Origin of the sequence: Thalassoroseus pseudoceratinae (assembly GCF_011634775.1) — a bacterium.
GTDB classification, from domain to species: Bacteria; Planctomycetota; Planctomycetia; order Planctomycetales; family Planctomycetaceae; genus Thalassoroseus; species Thalassoroseus pseudoceratinae.
The window spans coordinates 426581-443716 of record NZ_JAALXT010000002.1 but is presented as its reverse complement, the minus strand read 5'-3'; the positions used below and the strand labels follow the sequence as shown (position 1 = coordinate 443716).

The window sequence follows — 17136 nt, the reverse complement described above, 5'->3', positions numbered from 1 at the left end:
ATATCGAATCAATCGCTGTCTGGCACGGCAACGTCATCGAATCTTATAGGGCATATGCTGGTCGAGTTGTTTCCGTTCCTCTTCCGTCAACCGACTTCGCATCAGTCTTCTCGAGTACCCGCCCACTAAGAATCCATCGTCAACATACATCCAATCCGAGATCTCGTCCGCGGCCGCCTCAACGCGGTCTCCAACACTCACTTTCGTGATTTGGACCGGTTCGTTGTTGAGGATTCCCGCGAATCGACCGTTCTCAAATTGAACGGGAGTTAGCCACATGTGCTCGACTAATCCGTCTTCTTCGACCGGCACCTTGACGGAGAAATTTGACTGCGACGGCTTCGGGGACTCAAGCGCGCTGACGAACTGATCGACCGTCGATCGGGCTTCGTCACGCGCCTGTTCCATTTCCGGGTCGCCCTTCTCGACATAGACCACGTCCGGCTGACCATCACGCTCAATAGTGTCGCCGGATTCGATATTCGTCTCTTCGCATCCCGTCGATGCAAGAGTGAAGCCGATTCCGATCCATACGATCAAAAGGCGAGTTAGGACGCTCATAGCTAGATTTCTCGTGGTCTTGCAGAGGCATTCGAAAATCAAGAACTACGGTTCTTGGGTGCTGGTTTTTCCTGCGGAAGGAAAGTTCTTCGGCACGGGCAAGGTCACTTCACCGGTGGCGACCCATTCCGCTCCACGGGCGGTGACCGTTTGAAAACCGACGCAGTGCATCGAGTAGTCGGCGTGCCCCATGACATTCGTGAAGACGCGGCCTTCGCCGTAAGGAATCCACCAAACCATCGGTTCGTGGGCTCCGGTGCCGCGTTTCGCCGGGTCGGAATACGCCGTGGCGAGGATGTGCATATTCTGAGCGGGTCCACGTTGCCCGTGGTAGAGTTCGTCTTTGAAATGCATCCATTCCGCCGGAATGCCGTCCATCACCGCGTGACCACGATCGCGAATCACGATGGAAAACTCATGTTGAGGGCCGTGTCCGGCTCCTGGGCCTTCTCCAGCTTCCGTACGAACGGTATCGCCATCGTCGTTAACAGTCACTCTCGGGCCGTACTTCGCATTCCGCCAGCCGAGGCCAATCATTTTGTTCCACTCAGGCCAACCGGGAAACGCATTATTCGCGGCATGCACGATGACCAACCCGCCACCGCCAGCCACATATTGTTCCAGGTTCTTTTGCACCTCTTCCGGCCAAGGCTCGCCGTTGTAATTACTGAGGACGACATCGTATTTCGCGAATTGCGGGCGGAACGTCTTCCACGCATCCGGCTGGGATTTTTTCGGTGGTGATGTGGCCACATCGACGCGAAACCGCCCTGTTTGCTCCAAAAACGCCTTCAAGATAGGCGTCGTTTTTTGCCATTGATGGTTGTTCTGTCCATCGACGATCAGCAATTCCAATTTGTCCGCGGCAACTCCGGAGGAGCAAACCGCCAAGCAAAGGGCGAAAGTTAGCGCAAGTTTTCGCATGAAACATCTTTCCAAATGAGTTTGTGTGATGGCTACTTTAACCGCCTTCAGCGAGAGCCACAATTTCCAGGGTATCACCCTCGTCGAGAGCTTGAGTGTCGAATTCCGACCGCGAGAGTTTCTGACCATTGTGGAACAGTAGCAAGTACGGAAACACCGCCCCTTGGGAATCCAATACCCGAGATTGTAGTTTGGGAAACCGCTTCCACAACTCATTCAGAGCTTGGCCGACGGTGTCCGCCTCGACGGAAATCGCTTCCTGCTCGTCGGTGAGGCGGCTCAGTGCCGCTGGAATTTCGAGCTGTATCATGGTGTTTGGTCGCCTAAATCTGACATTCGCTGCCAAAAGTATGACAAATCGGACCGGCAGCAACAATTCCGCGGTGGAAGGACGCGATGCAGCTTGCTACGCTTTCGCTTTGATCCAAGGATCACCAACCGCTTTCGGACGTTCTGAATTTGGCCGCCCCATGACCACCGCATTTCCGCCCGTCGATGAACAACTTGCCATCATCCGCCGAGGCATCGAAAAAATCGTTCCCGAGGAAGAACTCGCTCAGAAGCTTACGGCTAGCCGCGAAAGTGGCCAACCGTTACGAGTGAAGTACGGCATCGACCCGACTGCGGCTCATGTGCATCTCGGTCACACAGTGCCATTGCGGAAGATGCGACAGTTCCAAGAACTCGGCCATCAAGCGGTGATCATCATCGGCAACGCGACTGCCATGGTCGGCGACCCAAGCGGTCGTGACGAAGCCCGCAGCAAACGGCTCTCGGCGGAGGAAGTCGAAGAGAATGCCCAGTTTTACCTGAGTCAAGTCGGGAAGGTCGTCGATTTGGACAAAGCCGAAGTGCATCGCAATGGCGATTGGTTCGGCGAGATGGGTCTGGCGGATATCCTCATGCTTTGCGGGAAAGTCACCATCGCCCAACTGCTGACACGCGACGACTTCTCCAAACGAATGGCGAACGAAGCGGCGATTTATCTTCACGAATGTCTCTACCCGCTGATGCAAGCGTGGGATTCGGTGAAGATCAAAGCCGACATCGAACTCGGCGGCACCGAACAACTTTACAGTTTCATGCTCGCCCGTGATCTGCAGAAAGACGCCAGTCTGCCCCAACAGATCGGCGTGATGAGCCCCATCCTCGTCGGCACCGACGGCGAACGGCGAATGGGCAAAAGCCTAGGGAATTACATCGGCATCAGCGAGTCGGCATATGAAATGATGAAGAAGTTCATGCAGTTGCCCGATGCGGTGATGCCCATGTACTTCGAATTGCTGACCGACTTGCCATTGGACGAAGTGAACACGTTGGTTGCTGGCCATCCCAAAGACGCGAAGGTTGCGCTGGCGAAAGCAGTCATCGAAGACTACCACTCAGCAGACGACGCCAACGCCGCGGCGGACCGCTGGCAAGCCGAGATCGGTGGAGGCGGACTCCCGGCGGACATTCCCGTCAAAGTCCTCTCGCTGAAGGAACTTCAAGATGGCCAAATGCCGCCGCTAGATCTCTTCGTCGCGCTGGAGTTGTGCAAATCGAAAGGCGAAGCGCGACGCCTTGTCCAACAAGGCGGAGCCAAACTTACGGCGGACAAAACGCCCATCAAATCGATCGAAGAACCGATCACCATCGAAGACGGTTTGCTTGTTTGGGCCGGCAAAAAGAAGTTCTGTCAGGTCAAACTTGTCGATTAGACAGCTTAAAAAACCGCTATGGACCTGATTCGAGGTTTTTGCAAGACTCCGCGCACTCTCTCTCAAAGTCTCCATCTCAAACCACTCTTGATCCGCCACGGATGCGTCCGTGTGTGGTCGGGATCTTTGTATGTCTTGCAAAAAGTATCTTGTCCTGGGCATCGCTGTGGGCATTAGTGGATGCGGTTTGATGAAACCCATTCAAGCGACCAGCGATTATCTCGTAAGTTCGTTGGCACCGAAAGGCCACGATCAAAAAGCGTGGGCAGATGAGGAATCAGACGCCTGGGTTGAGGAAGCCGGCCGCGAAGCACGAGCCGACCAAAAACGCCAGGAAGACCCGGATCAATGGTACAAAAACTACTTCATGTCGGAAAAAGCCCGGAGCATCGAACGCAACTTGGGCGTTGATTAACACCGGCCAACCCCAGAGTCCCCGGCCCGATCAATGACTTTCGATCACCTTGCGTGTCGCGTTGGGGCTTCGCATGATAAAGTGCGAAGTCCAATCATCAATCGACGCTCATGCTAGAAGGCCGAAGGAATGAACGGAGGGGGCTACTTTACTTGGATCGACTGGCTAGTTCTGGTCAGCTACTTTGTGCTGACCATGGGAATCGGGGCGTTTTTCTATCGAAAAACACGCTCAACCGAGGGGTTCACCGCTGCCAACCGATCGCTACCCGGTTGGGTGTGTGGACTTTCAATTCTAGCGACGTATCTCAGTAGTATCAGCTATCTCGCGCTCCCAGGGAAATCGTTCGCGGACAATTGGAATCCGTTTGTTTTCTCACTTTCGATTCCCCTCGTTGCAATCGTAGCGGTTCGCTACTTCTTGCCCTACTACCGGAATAGTGGTGAGGTCTCCGCCTATGCGTTGCTCGAACGTCGATTCGGGTTGTGGGCGAGAATTTACGCGAGCATCTTCTACCTACTCACCCAAGTGGCCCGCATTGGTGTGGTGATGTATTTGATGGCTTTGCCAATGCAAGTCATCTTTGGTTGGGACATCTATACGATCCTGATCATCACAGGGATCTCCGTCACACTATACTCATTCATCGGCGGAATCCTCGCGGTCATTTGGACGGATGCGATCCAAGCATTGATTCTCATGCTCGGCGCAATCGTCTGCTTGCTAGTGATGCTCAGCAAGACACCTGGTGGCGTCGGTCATGTCATCGAAGTCGCCCAGGCTCACGACAAGTTTTCACTCGGAAGCTTCGCCCCCACTCTGACACAATCGACGTTTTGGGTGGTGCTAATCTATGGCATCGTCATCAATCTTCAGAATTTCGGCGTCGATCAAAGCTATGTTCAGCGTTACATCGCTTCACGAGACGACCGAGAAGCCAGAAGAAGCCTATGGCTCGGCGGATTGCTGTATGTTCCTGTGAGTATGCTGTTCTTTTTCATCGGAACGACGCTGTTCGTTTTCTATCAAGCGGATCAACCCGGCTCGACCAAACAAGGGAAAGATCTTTGGGAAGTCAATCAGCTCGTGATTGCACAGAAAGAGGCTCAAGGACGTACAGTCGATTCCGCATCAAGTGAGCAGATCGAACTATCAACGATTGGCGACCGTGTCTTCCCGCACTTCATTGCCTCGCACTTGCCACCGGGAATGACAGGACTACTAGTCGCCGCCGTGTTCGCGGCCGCAATGAGTACCGTCTCCACAAGTCTCAACTCGTCGGCCACATTGATCATGACGGACTACTACCACCGATTGATCAAACCGGATGCGAGCGAAAAGTCATCGATGCTAGTACTCTACATAGCTACTATTGTCTGGGGAATTTTAGGGACGGGTCTTGCCTTAGTGCTCGTGCGACTTTCCGAGAGTGCTTTAGACATCTGGTGGACACTATCGGGAATCTTCGGCGGCGGAATCACCGGCTTGTTTCTGCTGGGTTTCTTAAGCCGCCGAGCAAATAACGTCGCCGCAATTACGGGAGTATTGACGGGAGTTGTGGCGATTCTCTGGCTGTCCTTGCCCAAAGTGTTGGACTATCTACTTGATTTACCAGCAAACTCGTCACTCCACCAAGCTGCAAAGTCTTTCCAAACGCAAAACGAGCATTGGATCAGTTCGTTTCATGCATTCTTGGTCCCTGTATTCGGCACACTAGCGATTCTAATGGTGGGAATGATCGTTAGCAGTTTTTGCCGTCGGCCAGATGTAAGTCTCTGATCGGTCGAAACGAAAAAAGCTAAGCCCTCAAACGCGAGAGGCTTAGCTTGAAAAGTTTCGTAACCAGCGTTCACAACTCAGCAAATACGAACTTTGGTCGACGCCTAAGCGAAGACTCTAGACCCTGTCTAGTTTCAGTATGATGGCTAACGTTGTGCTTTCTCTGAGAAGCAACTATCGACAAACGCTCAACGCGTTCTAGGTTGCGGCTCCAAGACCTGAATGATTGCAGTTGACTATGTACTAGTAGGTTGGCAGTGGGTTGACTGGCATTGCAACAGCGGTCGAGGGGTAGGTGACCGTAGGTTGGTATGCAACGGGGCCGTTGGTGACGGGAACACCTGCGGGAACAGCAGCCGTCGCGGTTCCGTATGAGTTATAGAAGCCGGTTTGTGGATATCCGGCAGCCGATGCAGTTGGATACCCACCAGGTGCAGCACCAACGCCACACGCGCCATTCGGGCAACCGCCGCCAGCGGGTGGATAGTAGGCTCCGTAACCGCCACCAGAGTGACAGCAACCAGCGAGTCCGAGAGAAACTGCAACGATGATTAAACTAGCGAAAGTTTTCATGTCATTTTCCTAGCAAAGAGAGAGCAGACGTGTCGAGAGAGAGGTACTAGCGAAAGGCGTGCCACCTTGAGTTAGGCAGCGGGATGTGTCGTAGTCGAGACAGAATCGGACGTCGCGAGAGATGCGACTGAGTTTCTTGCTGGAGTCATAGACTGAATTCCATCCGGCCACCACGAGGTAAAGCCGGCGGGATGACGCTTCGACTGTTGTTCAAATACGAGTCCATCGAGACGAACTTTTTTCGATCGGCTATCAAGTGGCACACTCGCCACATGACCTCCGCGCCAAAGTTCGATGGCAGCCGTACAGTCGTCAGGAAGGTTCTCCGCGTGAATTCGGTAATGGCCCGCGTTTTGAACAATTCGCAATTGAATGCGACTTCGGTGTCGCCACCAGCGAGTGAATTCTCGCTGACTAGCTTGCCACATGAAGGGAAATGCTCCGAGACCGGGCGTTTCCCAGACATCGCTTTCTTCGTACACGGCCGATGCTTCAAGTTTCATCGGTAAACCAGCCCGATATCGGCGGGTGATTCGTTCCGTGAGACGATTCAAAGGTTGATCGGATTGAACGTCCGTCTTGGGGATTGTTAGTGGAATGGGCTCGCTGCCGGGAAGTTCACCATCAATGCACAGCACGCATCGATACGGGAATGGATAGTCCGCGATCCGGGCCCATAGCCCGTTGTTTCGTTCAATAACGTTTTTCAAACGATCCAGAAACGTGGAACGTGCTGGGTTGTCTGGACCATGATTTGTGATGATCGTTGATAGTGTCGGATTGGCGAACGGCCCTGCTGCCGCACCTGTCGGAGCTTCATAGATCAGTGGGGCGATATCGAGACGTGTGATGCCATACCGTTGACACAACTGCGTATCGGGTTTGAGTTCCGATCGCGCCGAGTTGTATAACACGAACCGCCCTGGTGGAAACGGTGCGTCTTTTCCGGTCACACGAGCAAATGGTGATCGGGATCGCGATGCCAACTCCGGCGACCAAGCGGTCACGGGAATTCCGGCTTGAATCAGCCAATCGGTGACGCGGCCGGAAATTCCGGCGAGCATCAACGGCAACTGAAGCTGTGCGTTCCGTGCAGCCATGAGTTTGTGTGATCAATTTGCGTGTGAGAGTTGGAGAGGCTCCGTTCGAGCGGGCGGAACGATACGTGAGTTCCGCCAAACCGTCAACACGACTTCGCCCAGACTTGAGTCTTTTTTGGTAAATTCTGCGATCACGATTGTTATTTTTGCCGATTCATCTGACGGCGCTTGGAGTTGCGACTTTGCAAAAAATTCGCCCCACCCGAGACGATGTTGCGAGGCCACGAATTTTGGAGAATTAAGGTTGTCTTTGGAAACGGGGCGTGGATATACTTCGCGTCCCCGTGAGGGCGGTCTCGACATGGAATGGTCGAATCTGCTCCTCAATTTTTGGAACGAAATCTCGCACTTGGTTTCGCTCCGAACGACCCGCAACGCAAGGAGGCTTGGCGTGGAAACGATTCTCATCACCGGCGCGAACACGATGGTTGGCGCAAATCTTGTGGCGGAACTGTCTGAGTCGAATCAGGTCTATGGCGTTGATGCCAATACGTCGGCCTCTGAGTGTTTCGCGACGTATCAACCCACTATTGTGATCCACTGTGGATCGGCAAGCGAAGCGAGTTGGGTCGCTGACGGCGAGGCGGATCACACGGCGAGCGAATGGGCGAACGCAGCACAATCGGCCGGTTGTCGGTTCGTTCTCATTTCTTCCGATGTGGTTTTCAGCGGACCGTGGATGTTCCACGAAGAAGACTGCCAAGCGCTTTGCGATAGCCCCGAAGCCAAGGCGATCCGCAAACTCGAAGAGAGCGTATTGAAGATTGATCCGAATGCCCTAGTGGTGCGAACGCACGCCTTCGGATGGAGCCCTAACAGTCAAGGGTGGCTGGAAAATGGCTTAGCGGAGTTAGAGTCGAAGAAGGTCTTGGCCGCCGATACAACCCGTCACGCCACACCGATTCTTGCAACCGAGTTGGCAACGATCCTCATGCGAGCGATCGAGAACGACCTTTCAGGGATTTGCCACATCGCGGGTGCGGAACGCGTGAATCCCACACAGTTCTGGCATCAAGTCGCTCGGGAATTCGACATCGCGGGAGCAACCAGCGAACTTGCCACCGCAACCGCGAAGTCACCGCGTGGGTTCGGTCGCGGCGAAACCAGTCTTGATTGCCAGCGTGTGCGACAAGAACTCGGTTGCGGTTTGCCGATGCTGACCGACAGCCTGCGAAAGCTTCACGAACAAACTGAGAATGGGTTCCGCGAATCGCTGGGCTCCACCACAACGGAAGCGCTGTCGGCGGCTGCGTAAGATTTGCCAATCGTGTAAATGCGGCAGGAAACAAGAATTGAAGATGGTCGCTCCATTTTGATCGGTGGAACGCCATCTTCAATTTCTTCGTTGAATGCGGATAGAACTCGGTCTGCCGTTGCGACCTGCGGACCGAGACAGTGGCCCGTCGTGCTTTAGAAATTATCGCCAATCAGCATGCCGTCCGAGCGATGGCCAAGACTTTGGAAGACGGCCGGTTCGAGGTTCTCGCTCATGAACCGTACGGAGCCGTCACCAAAGGCGAACTGAGCGCCGCCTGCGTGGAAACTGCCGAATCCACCAACTGCCAATGGTTCAGCGGCGACGAAGTTTGCATCGGGTTCCCTGCTGAATGCGGAATCGTTGTTGAGTCGGCTCGTATTCCGCAAACTCGATCTCGTTCCCGATCCCCAACCGAGATCATCCAGATCAATGAACTTCTCGCCCACGAAAATCGTGTTGGAGCTACCATCGGGGATGTCTTGATAGCGGATCGCGCTATTCAAGAACATCACTCCCGAGTTATCGGTGTCGATGGGCTCCTCCGTCGAGTTGTGACACGCTGCGTAGTTCGTCACTGCGATCTCAACGGCAGGTGGCACGGGGTCATCGAAGTCAACAATGTGATCTCCGCTTTCTCGCACTTGAGGTCCGGGGCTGGAGGGGCAAAAGTAAGTGTTCAATGCCACCGCCCGTACCTTCGCGTTTTCCGGTGCATAGATACTCTTGGAAAAATCGAATTGTCGAAACATTTGCACCTGTTCGACATACGGTAAGAGTTGCACCATCCAGCTCATGTGATATCCCTCAGGAACCGAGCGGATGGGTCCGGTGGGATTGACGACGCCGGGTGGCAACACCTCGTAGGCGTGTTCGTAGTTCAACAATGCCAACCCGATTTGTGCAAGATTGTTCTTGCAGGTTGTCCGGCGGGCGGCTTCACGTGCCTGTTGCACGGCCGGTAGCAGTAGGGCAATCAGAATGGCAATGATGGCGATCACGACCAATAACTCAATCAGTGTGAAGCCACGTGAATTCTTGGTGGGACGATTTGAACAAGTTGTTCTCATGGAGTTCTCCAGGGCGATGGGTGTGTTAGGAATTTGGTTTCTCGGCGACGGCCGGACGCGGCGGCATTGGTGATTGGTCAATCGTCACGGTGACGGTTCTCGTGCGGCGGATCGGTGTGGCAGAGTCAATGGGGAAAAACGCCGTCACGGTGACTTGCGAACGATCATCCTCTAATAGTTCAATCGTGACCTGACCACTCTCAAAGCCGTTCAAGTCGTCCGCGGGAATCGTCCATGTTTCACCGGAGTAATCCGGATCACGGCGAAGTTGGAATGCCGCTCGCGAGACGCCCGCTTCCGCCAACCATGTGGCTTGTTCGAGATGCAGTTCTTGACGTTGTTGCGTTCGAATCGCGAATGTCACCCGCGCCAAATGCAACACCAAAAAACTTGCGAGCATCAGGCAAACCATGGCGATGACAATGATCCCGCCACGACGTTGATGAGTTCGTCTTTGAAAACGATTCATGGCGTGTCTCCCTCGCCAACTGCGGGCGATTCGTAACGATGGTTCCGCGCTAATCCCGCGACGATCTGATACTCACGTCGTGATTCCGTCTCGGGGGCAGGGGAGACCGGCCCCGACAATCGATGCACCCGCAAGATTGCCAATGGTGTCGATTCGGCTTGGTCCAGAACGAATATCACACGTGTTGCTTCGGGGAGCCGAAACTCGTCGGAGTGCGTGGTTTCGTCATCGTTGTGAACCGTGCGTGATAACTGCTCGTTTTCAAAACTCCATGTCACGGCCTGCGATTCGGACGTATGAAACTGAATTCCCGTGACCATCTCATCTTGGTTTTGAATGAGTTCCGCGTTGGCCGCTGCGTGGGCATCCTGGCGAAATTCATCGACCATTCGCCGTGAACTTCCCGTCGTCTGCATCGTATTACTGATCGTTTTCTCGACTTGATACAGCCGAACGATCATCGCAACCGAGACAGCGGAAATCGTCGCCCCAATGCTGATGGCCATCAACACTTCGACGAGCATCGAACCGCGACGTCGCAGAGTTCGTCTCTGATTCATAGCTCCTCTCCTGTGGGGTAGACCCAAGTGGTCAAGCGGATGGGAGCCAACTGCTCACCGGCGGTTCCCTGCCAACTCAGGAGTACACGAATCTGCTTGGCATCGTCTCGGGGTTCCACCTGAACTTGTAATTGGGCATCCGGAAGTTGGTCGGCAATTGATGTCGGTAGTGCAATTTCCGCCGCCGTCTCCGAGGTGATTTCATCCCACGGTTTGAGGGTGATCCGTTCGAGTACGTTCGAGGCCGTCATCAACGCTTCGGTTTGCCGAGCGTTCTGACGGTCTGTCGTCATCGCGATACGCAGTGTTGGAACCGCAACGACGAACATCGTGCTCAACAAAATGGCCGCCATGAGAAGTTCGATCAATCCCAATCCGCGACGTTCTGAACGTACCGTTGAGTGAAAGACACAATTCAAAACCAAGGTCCTTTTCAGTATTCGTGAAACACAACGGATTAATCACGACAGATCGTTAAGCAGCTTCACCAGCGGCATGAACAGACTGATGACGATAAATCCGACGAAGATACCGATGGCGAACAGAATAAATGGGCGTACGATTTCCAAGAGAATTTCCCAACGGTCGCCGCGACGCTGTTCGATTCGAGATGCGAGTTCCTCCAACGCCCAGGGCAAATTCCCGAGTCGTTCGGCGGCGTGGAGAATTCGGGCTTCACGGAGTGTGAGGAACCCCTCATCGACGAACGCTAGCCACACATCGTTACCGCTTTCGGCGGCCTGCCGGAGTGCCAAGATTCGGACGGAGAATCGGGAGTTTCCACTGGGACGAGCCAATGTCGACAAAACGCCGGCTAACGGTCTTCCAGCGGAAACGGCGTCACTCAGAACTCGCAGGATGCTCGGTGCCCGGGCTCGTACCGGACGAAAACTCTCGACCAATCGTGTCCACCAATACCAACGACGCCAAAGCAACCGTAACAACAGCCCGACGAACGCCAGGAGAAACGGATAAATCGCATACCGAACCATGAAGTCGGAGAAACTCACCGTGAGCTTTGTCATCGCGGGGAGTTCCGTCGCAAAGTCTTCAAAGATCTTTTTGAATTTCGGGATGATGAAGACCATGATGAAAGACACCACAGAAGCCATCACTACCAATAAAACAAAGAGATACAAAAAGAACCCCAGCCAGGACGTTCGTCTCTGTTCCTGTTCGACCAACGCAGTGGCTTGATGTTTGAGAGTACTTGCGAGTGTGCCAGACTCCGCACCGGATTGTATTGCGAGTTGCACGTCGGGCGGGAACAAGTTCGGCACTTGGTCCAGTGCGTCGGCAATGGGCATACCATCATCGAGGTAGTCCGCGAACATTTCCGTTCGCCGACTCCATCGCGGAGCCGGAGAATCGGCAGCGACCGCGCGTACGGTGTCGGAGATCGGCATATTCTGCTCGACCGCAGCGGAGAGCATCCAAAGCAGACTGCTTTGTCGACGTCTGCGAGCCCGCATTAAAAACGGCTCGAACAAGTGGGATGGATTGAGGCTCAGCCAGTAAAACATATTCGGCGTCTTTGGCAAATCGAAGAGTGGTCAACTCAAGTCGTTCAACAGGCTCATCAATGGCAGGAACATCGCAATGACGAACCATGCGATCGTCCAACCCGTTATCAGAATTACGACGGGTTCTAGCACCGGTGCCAGTGCAATCACACGGACTTCGGAACGGTTTTCGTAGTCGTCGGCGAGTGTGGACAATGTCTGCCCGAGATTGGGTCGCCGACCGACGGCTGTAAACACTTGAATCAAGCTGGGGGGAAACCGTGAAGCCACTGCAAATGGCAGATCATCGGGTCCTCGAGTTTCCAACTGCTGGGCCAATTGCTCGACATCGATTTCCATCGCGTCATCGTTCGTTGCTCTTGCGGCCAATCGGACGGCTTCCGGCAACGGTGTGTTGTTCTCGACGAGCAAACTCAGCATCCGTGTAAAACGGGCAAGCGTCATGTGACGCAGCGTCGGCCCGATGATCGGTACCCACCGCAAGACTCGTTGTTTCCAAACCGACCACTGCCCGGCTCTGGCAATTCTCACCCCTAAAAAGAAGAGGATCAACAAGACCGCCAAGATCAAAATTCCATACGTCCGAAGCGTGTCGGACAACGAAAGAACCGCTACGGTCAACCCGGGCAGCTCCGTGTTGAAATCAATGAAGATGCTTTTGAACTGGGGAACCAATATCAGTAGGAATACGAGCAGCACCGCGATACACGCCGCCCCGACGACGGCTGCATAACCTATGGAATACATCGCCTTGTGACGCAGTTCCATGTACTTGCGACTCTGCTTCACATACTCACTGAGAACCTCCCCAATCCGACCGGAACGCACGCCAACCTCGACCAAGGCACGCAATTCGCTGGGTGCCCCCGGTCCGTCGAGAGCCTCGTCGAGTGAATCGCCTCGATCCAATCGTTCCGCGACCCGTTGCAACGCCCGTTTGGTTTGGCCTCGTGGGATTTCTTCGGCAAGAATTGATAACCCAGACGCTAACGGCAAATCGGCGGCGGTTAATTCCGCGAGGTGCTTCCCTAGTTCGAAATCGGTTTTCGAAGATCGGTGAAGTTCCGGTTCGTCCGCATCGTTCCGGTCGACTTCCGTAATCGATTCGACCGTCCACCCCAACCCGGTGAGCTGGTTTCGTGCGTCGGCTTCGTCACGAGCGCGAATCCGTCCCGTGTTGCTGCCACCGTCGATGTCGATCGCTGTGTAATCAAATTCCGCCATATTTCCGCTCGTCGTCGGTTGAGAATTTCCCAGGGCAAACAGACTTTCACCCGATGAACCCGCTCATCACGAGAGCATTTTCAGCAATTGCGTGAATGGCCAGAACACTGTGAGGCAATAAAACACGGTGACGCCGCCTCCCAAAATGACCGCCGCCGCTGCGGGAAACACAATGCGAATCCACGCGATTTGAGACTCCGCTCGCGTTCGATACATTTCTTCCGCACTCTTAAGCGACTGCACTAGTTGCGGTTGCTCTGCCGATCGCGAGAGCAACCAATGCAGAAACGGAGGCATGCCCGGGTGACGACTGGGGCGTCGTCGTCCGAGTCGCAAATCGTCGGCGAGTTGCTCACTGGCGATTCGCAAACGGGAATCCGGCATTGCATCGGCGGCGAGTTCAATGGCATCGGGCAACGGTACGCCGTGTTCGATCATGATAGAAAGCAAATTCGAGAACGATGCGTAGCCGAACTTTCGATTGACCGAATCCACGCCGGGAATCCACGCCAACGGCCGACTCAGCCCACGAAAGTGCAACGAGCCTGATCGCTGAATGACGATCCACCACAGAAAGATCAGCAGAAAGACTGCCGGTCCCATCCACCACCACGCCGCCATCGATTCGGCTAAGCTCACGAGCACTGTCATCAGCCCGCCGGCTTCCAAATGGAACGATTCGAAAGTCGCGTGCAGGATTCGCACCAGGATCGGCAGAATTAATCCCACGAACAACGCATAGGCAGTCATCATCACAATCAATGGATAGATCAGAGCGACCGCAATCCGATGCCGTAACCGACCGATTTCCTCGGCGTGTTCCGCGAGCGATTCCAACGCGACCGGCAACCGATTCGAACGCAAACCGGCTTCGACGACGGCCTGATAACTGGCGGGCAATCGTTTGCCTTCCGCACGAATTGCTGATGGAAGCGTTTCACCTTGTTTGAGTCGGGCTTCAACCCGCTGGGCCAATTGGACGACTTGCCCTCGTTGCGTGCGGGCAAACGTTTGCAAGCCGTCTTCCAACGGCACACCCGCTTTGACCAACGCAATGATTTCGTCGTTGAACGCAATCAACTCTTCGAGTGGAATCGCCCGCTCGTCACCAGTCATCGGGTTTCCTTTGATCCAAAAATGCGTAGGAATTCCGCGGGGGAGGTCCGACCATCTCGGACAGCGTCCAACCCAGAATCCCGAAGTGATCGCAGTCCATGAGCCTCGGCGGTCTTCTCCAACGTGCGAGAATCCCGGTGTGAGGCCATTTCCGGCCCAACGCCGTGACGCTCCGGGTCCAAAAACTCGGTCACAATGAACCGCCCGGCGTAACCGGTGAAGCGGCACTGTTCACAACCGATTGGCTTTCGGACGGTTTCCACAGGCAGACCGAATCGGTCGGCGGAATCCCGGGATTCTTCCGCACATTCACAGAGTCGCCTCATCAATCGTTGACACAACACCGCCGCCAAACCGCTGCGAAGTAGATAGGGTTCGATATCCATATCCAACAGCCGACCAATCGACCGAACCGCGCTGCCGGCGTGAAAAGTCGTCATAACTAGATGACCGGTGAGTGAAGCCTGGAACACTGTTTCGGCGGTTTCCCGGTCTCGGATTTCCCCGACGAGTAGTGTATCCGGGTCTTGTCGCAACACACTTTTTAATCCGGTTGCCAAGTCAAATCCCGCATTGGGATTGACCTGTGTTTGATCCGCTCCCGGCACGACGACCTCGATGGGGTCCTCCAAAGTCACCACACTTCGCTGCCCGGCTGATGTGGCAATGATCTCCCGTAAGGTGGCATAGGCGGTTGTTGTTTTTCCGCTGCCGGCCGGTCCTGTCAGAAGAATCACACCGTCCGTTTGACCGATGAGCTGACGAAGCTCGGCAACCACTTCGGTTGGCAAACTGAGTTCGTCCAACCGCCGATAGCGTCCCGCACCAACAAACAAACGAATAACGGCTTTCTCGCCAAACAGCGTTGGAAATGTACTCAGCCGTGTTTCCGTGTCCGAACCGGCTGTGGGCAGTTTTTCGTTGTTGTCGTCGTCCCGCCACGGGCGAATTCGACCTTCTTGGGGAATTTCCGTCCGATACGTCAGCAAATCCGCGAGAACTTTCAGCCGAGCAATCACCTGGGGACCACTTTGCCGAGGAAACTCACAAATCCGCTGCAAAACCCCGTCGAGCCGCCATTTCATCGCCAACGCATCGGCGGTTGGGACCAGGTGGATATCGCTCGCGCCCGCCGTTCGCGCTTCGCTCAGCACCGTCTCGACGAGCCGAGGCACATCGACGGGCATCGAACTAAACGAGGCAAACGCATCCGCGAGCGACATGGGTTTCCGATCTGTTCTTGATGAAAACGACACTTTGAAAATCAGAGCCGTGACACACAACCAAAAAACTCAAATTCCGAGTATTGATCTTCCAGCATGCAGAGAGACCGGCTCACCACGCGGATTTGTTTAGCGGATTTTGCAGAATCTTTCTGCTATTGTTCCTCTCTGGTTCTTGCCCACAAACTCTGGCCCCCTGCGTCACAATGCGGACCGTTCATCTCATCACGCGATTAATTATCGGCGGTGCTCAGGAAAATACACTGCTGACCGTGGAGGACCAATTCCGCGATTACCAAGATGAGGTGACGCTTATCACTGGACCGGGATTAGGGCCAGAGGGAAGTTTGATCACACGAGCCGAACGCGGCGGATTCGATTTGCGAATCATCCCGCAGTTGGTACGGAACATCCGACCGCGAGCGGACTGGCAAAGCTACCGTGAGTTCATTCGGTTGTTGCGCGAGATCAAACCTGAAGTCGTGCACACACACAGCTCGAAAGCGGGGATTCTTGGGCGGATGGCGGCCGCGAAACTCGGCATCCCGGTGGTGCATACGATTCACGGAGCGTCATTCCACCCGTATCAGAATCCGCTCGTGAACCGCGTTTACACAAGCCTGGAACGCCGGGCGGCGAAGCAGTCGACGAAGATCATTTCCGTCTGCGATGCGATGACGAACCATTACCTCGCTGCGGGCGTCGGGCGTCCCGAGCAGTACGTCACCATTTATAGTGGCATGGAAGTCGAACCATTTCTCACGCCGCCCAAACCGCGTAAGCAAGTACGAGAGGAATTCGGCTTCGGACCGGATGACATCGTGGTTGGCAAGATCGCGAGGCTGTTTCATCTGAAGGGGCACGAGGATATTGTTGCGGCAGCAGCGAAAGTTTGTGGTCGGTATCCGAACTTGAAGTTCTTGTTCGTTGGTGACGGCATCTTGCAGGACGAAATCCGGAATCAAATCGCCGCCGCCGGATTGACGGATCGATTTGTTTTTACAGGACTCGTCCCCCCCAACCAGGTGCCGGAGTTGATCCACGCCATGGACATCGCCGTCCATGCCAGCCTGCGAGAAGGATTGGCGCGGGTGTTGCCTCAAGCGTTGATCGCGGGCAAGCCGGTGATCACGTATGATATCGACGGTGCCCGCGAAGTCGCGATCCCCGGCGAAACCGGTTACCTGTTGCCCCCGCGTTCGGTCGACGGCATCGCAAACGCCCTGACCGAACTCGTCGAGCAACCAAAGTTACGCACCCAACTCGGCCAAACCGGTCGCGAACGATTCACCGAACAGTTTCGTCATGAAACGATGACACGGCGCATTCGAGAAGTTTACGCCGAGATCTTGAGGAAATGCGATGTCTGAAAGATTCGTTAAGAACGGCCTCTACTACGTGTGTCACGGTCTTCACTCAGGTTCTCAACATGGCTGCGTCATCCACACTTACCAATTTATGAAATGCGAATGCCCGCTTTGCATCCCCGGGAATGACTTGAACCCTGATAAGTGTTGGTTTCATGTTTATGGCCGATTTTCCAGGTCTGGTAGGCACCGAGTTCTGTCCTTTCAGACTTGTGAAGGTGCCAAAGCGTATCCGATGCTGACCTTTGACGAACTCGTCGCAGAGATTTCGCGATTT

At 54.6% G+C, this 17136-nt stretch carries 18 protein-coding genes; 5 read left to right on the top strand and 13 right to left on the bottom strand.

Features of this window, described 5'->3' with window-relative positions; all coding sequences use genetic code 11:
• Nucleotides 1-33: 33 nt before the first annotated feature.
• The 3 genes from G6R38_RS07350 to G6R38_RS07340 are packed head-to-tail and all read right to left on the bottom strand — an operon-like array spanning nt 34 to nt 1795.
• Nucleotides 34-561, bottom strand: coding sequence for a YegJ family protein (locus G6R38_RS07350; protein WP_166822195.1), 528 nt, complete (start codon nt 559-561; stop codon nt 34-36).
• Between the two features lie 45 nt (nt 562-606).
• Nucleotides 607-1485, bottom strand: coding sequence for a ThuA domain-containing protein (locus G6R38_RS07345; RefSeq protein WP_166822192.1), 879 nt, complete (start codon nt 1483-1485; stop codon nt 607-609).
• 37 nt (nt 1486-1522) lie between these two features.
• Nucleotides 1523-1795, bottom strand: coding sequence for a MoaD/ThiS family protein (locus G6R38_RS07340; protein ID WP_166822189.1), 273 nt, complete (start codon nt 1793-1795; stop codon nt 1523-1525).
• A gap of 160 nt (nt 1796-1955) precedes the next feature.
• On the opposite strand from G6R38_RS07340, the gene tyrS reads away from it, so the two are divergent.
• From tyrS to G6R38_RS07325, 3 genes are all read left to right on the top strand, one after another.
• Nucleotides 1956-3185 carry a tyrosine--tRNA ligase gene (tyrS, locus tag G6R38_RS07335; protein ID WP_166822186.1) on the top strand — a complete coding sequence of 410 codons (1230 nt, stop codon included), beginning with the start codon at nt 1956-1958 and terminating at the stop codon, nt 3183-3185.
• Nucleotides 3186-3315: 130 nt separating this feature from the next.
• Nucleotides 3316-3600 (top strand): hypothetical protein, encoded by a 285-nt coding sequence (locus G6R38_RS07330; protein ID WP_166822183.1) that lies wholly within the window; start codon nt 3316-3318, stop codon nt 3598-3600.
• Between the two features lie 129 nt (nt 3601-3729).
• Entirely contained in the window at nt 3730-5379 is a 1650-nt protein-coding gene (locus G6R38_RS07325) for a sodium:solute symporter (protein ID WP_166822180.1), read from the top strand.
• Nucleotides 5380-5622: 243 nt separating this feature from the next.
• Here G6R38_RS07325 and G6R38_RS07320 read toward each other — a convergent pair whose 3' ends face one another.
• A complete protein-coding gene (locus G6R38_RS07320; RefSeq protein ID WP_166822177.1) occupies nt 5623-5952 on the bottom strand; it encodes a hypothetical protein in 330 nt (109 codons plus the stop codon).
• Between the two features lie 71 nt (nt 5953-6023).
• Nucleotides 6024-7052: a hypothetical protein gene (locus G6R38_RS07315; protein ID WP_166822174.1), complete on the bottom strand. Its 1029-nt coding sequence runs from the start codon at nt 7050-7052 to the stop codon at nt 6024-6026.
• A gap of 391 nt (nt 7053-7443) precedes the next feature.
• Between G6R38_RS07315 and G6R38_RS07310 the strand changes: the two genes are divergently transcribed.
• Nucleotides 7444-8307 carry a sugar nucleotide-binding protein gene (locus G6R38_RS07310; protein ID WP_166822169.1) on the top strand — a complete coding sequence of 288 codons (864 nt, stop codon included), beginning with the start codon at nt 7444-7446 and terminating at the stop codon, nt 8305-8307.
• Nucleotides 8308-8462: 155 nt separating this feature from the next.
• Here G6R38_RS07310 and G6R38_RS07305 read toward each other — a convergent pair whose 3' ends face one another.
• The 8 genes from G6R38_RS07305 to G6R38_RS07270 all read right to left on the bottom strand — a co-directional run bounded on the left by G6R38_RS07305 (nt 8463) and on the right by G6R38_RS07270 (nt 15492).
• Nucleotides 8463-9377, bottom strand: a complete 915-nt coding sequence (locus G6R38_RS07305; RefSeq protein WP_166822166.1) for a DUF1559 domain-containing protein — start codon at nt 9375-9377, stop codon at nt 8463-8465.
• Between the two features lie 25 nt (nt 9378-9402).
• Nucleotides 9403-9846: a hypothetical protein gene (locus G6R38_RS07300; RefSeq protein ID WP_166822163.1), complete on the bottom strand. Its 444-nt coding sequence runs from the start codon at nt 9844-9846 to the stop codon at nt 9403-9405.
• Nucleotides 9843-10406, bottom strand: a complete 564-nt coding sequence (locus G6R38_RS07295) for a PulJ/GspJ family protein (protein ID WP_166822160.1) — start codon at nt 10404-10406, stop codon at nt 9843-9845. Before G6R38_RS07295 ends, G6R38_RS07300 begins: the two co-directional genes overlap by 4 nt.
• Nucleotides 10403-10759, bottom strand: a complete 357-nt coding sequence (locus G6R38_RS07290; protein WP_166822157.1) for a hypothetical protein — start codon at nt 10757-10759, stop codon at nt 10403-10405. The genes G6R38_RS07295 and G6R38_RS07290 overlap by 4 nt, the downstream gene beginning before the upstream one ends.
• A gap of 108 nt (nt 10760-10867) precedes the next feature.
• Complete coding sequence (locus G6R38_RS07285) at nt 10868-11929, bottom strand: type II secretion system F family protein (RefSeq protein ID WP_166822154.1); 1062 nt, start codon at nt 11927-11929, stop codon at nt 10868-10870.
• A 30-nt stretch (nt 11930-11959) separates the two neighbouring features.
• Nucleotides 11960-13153, bottom strand: a complete 1194-nt coding sequence (locus tag G6R38_RS07280) for a type II secretion system F family protein (RefSeq protein ID WP_166822151.1) — start codon at nt 13151-13153, stop codon at nt 11960-11962.
• A gap of 66 nt (nt 13154-13219) precedes the next feature.
• Complete coding sequence (locus tag G6R38_RS07275; protein ID WP_166822148.1) at nt 13220-14269, bottom strand: type II secretion system F family protein; 1050 nt, start codon at nt 14267-14269, stop codon at nt 13220-13222.
• Nucleotides 14266-15492, bottom strand: a complete 1227-nt coding sequence (locus G6R38_RS07270; protein ID WP_166822145.1) for a GspE/PulE family protein — start codon at nt 15490-15492, stop codon at nt 14266-14268. The genes G6R38_RS07275 and G6R38_RS07270 overlap by 4 nt, the downstream gene beginning before the upstream one ends.
• A gap of 206 nt (nt 15493-15698) precedes the next feature.
• Between G6R38_RS07270 and G6R38_RS07265 the strand changes: the two genes are divergently transcribed.
• The gene (locus tag G6R38_RS07265) at nt 15699-16862 is read left to right on the top strand and encodes a glycosyltransferase family 4 protein (protein ID WP_166822142.1); all 1164 of its coding nucleotides are present in this window, start codon (nt 15699-15701) and stop codon (nt 16860-16862) included.
• The last annotated feature ends 274 nt before the right edge of the window (nt 16863-17136 follow it).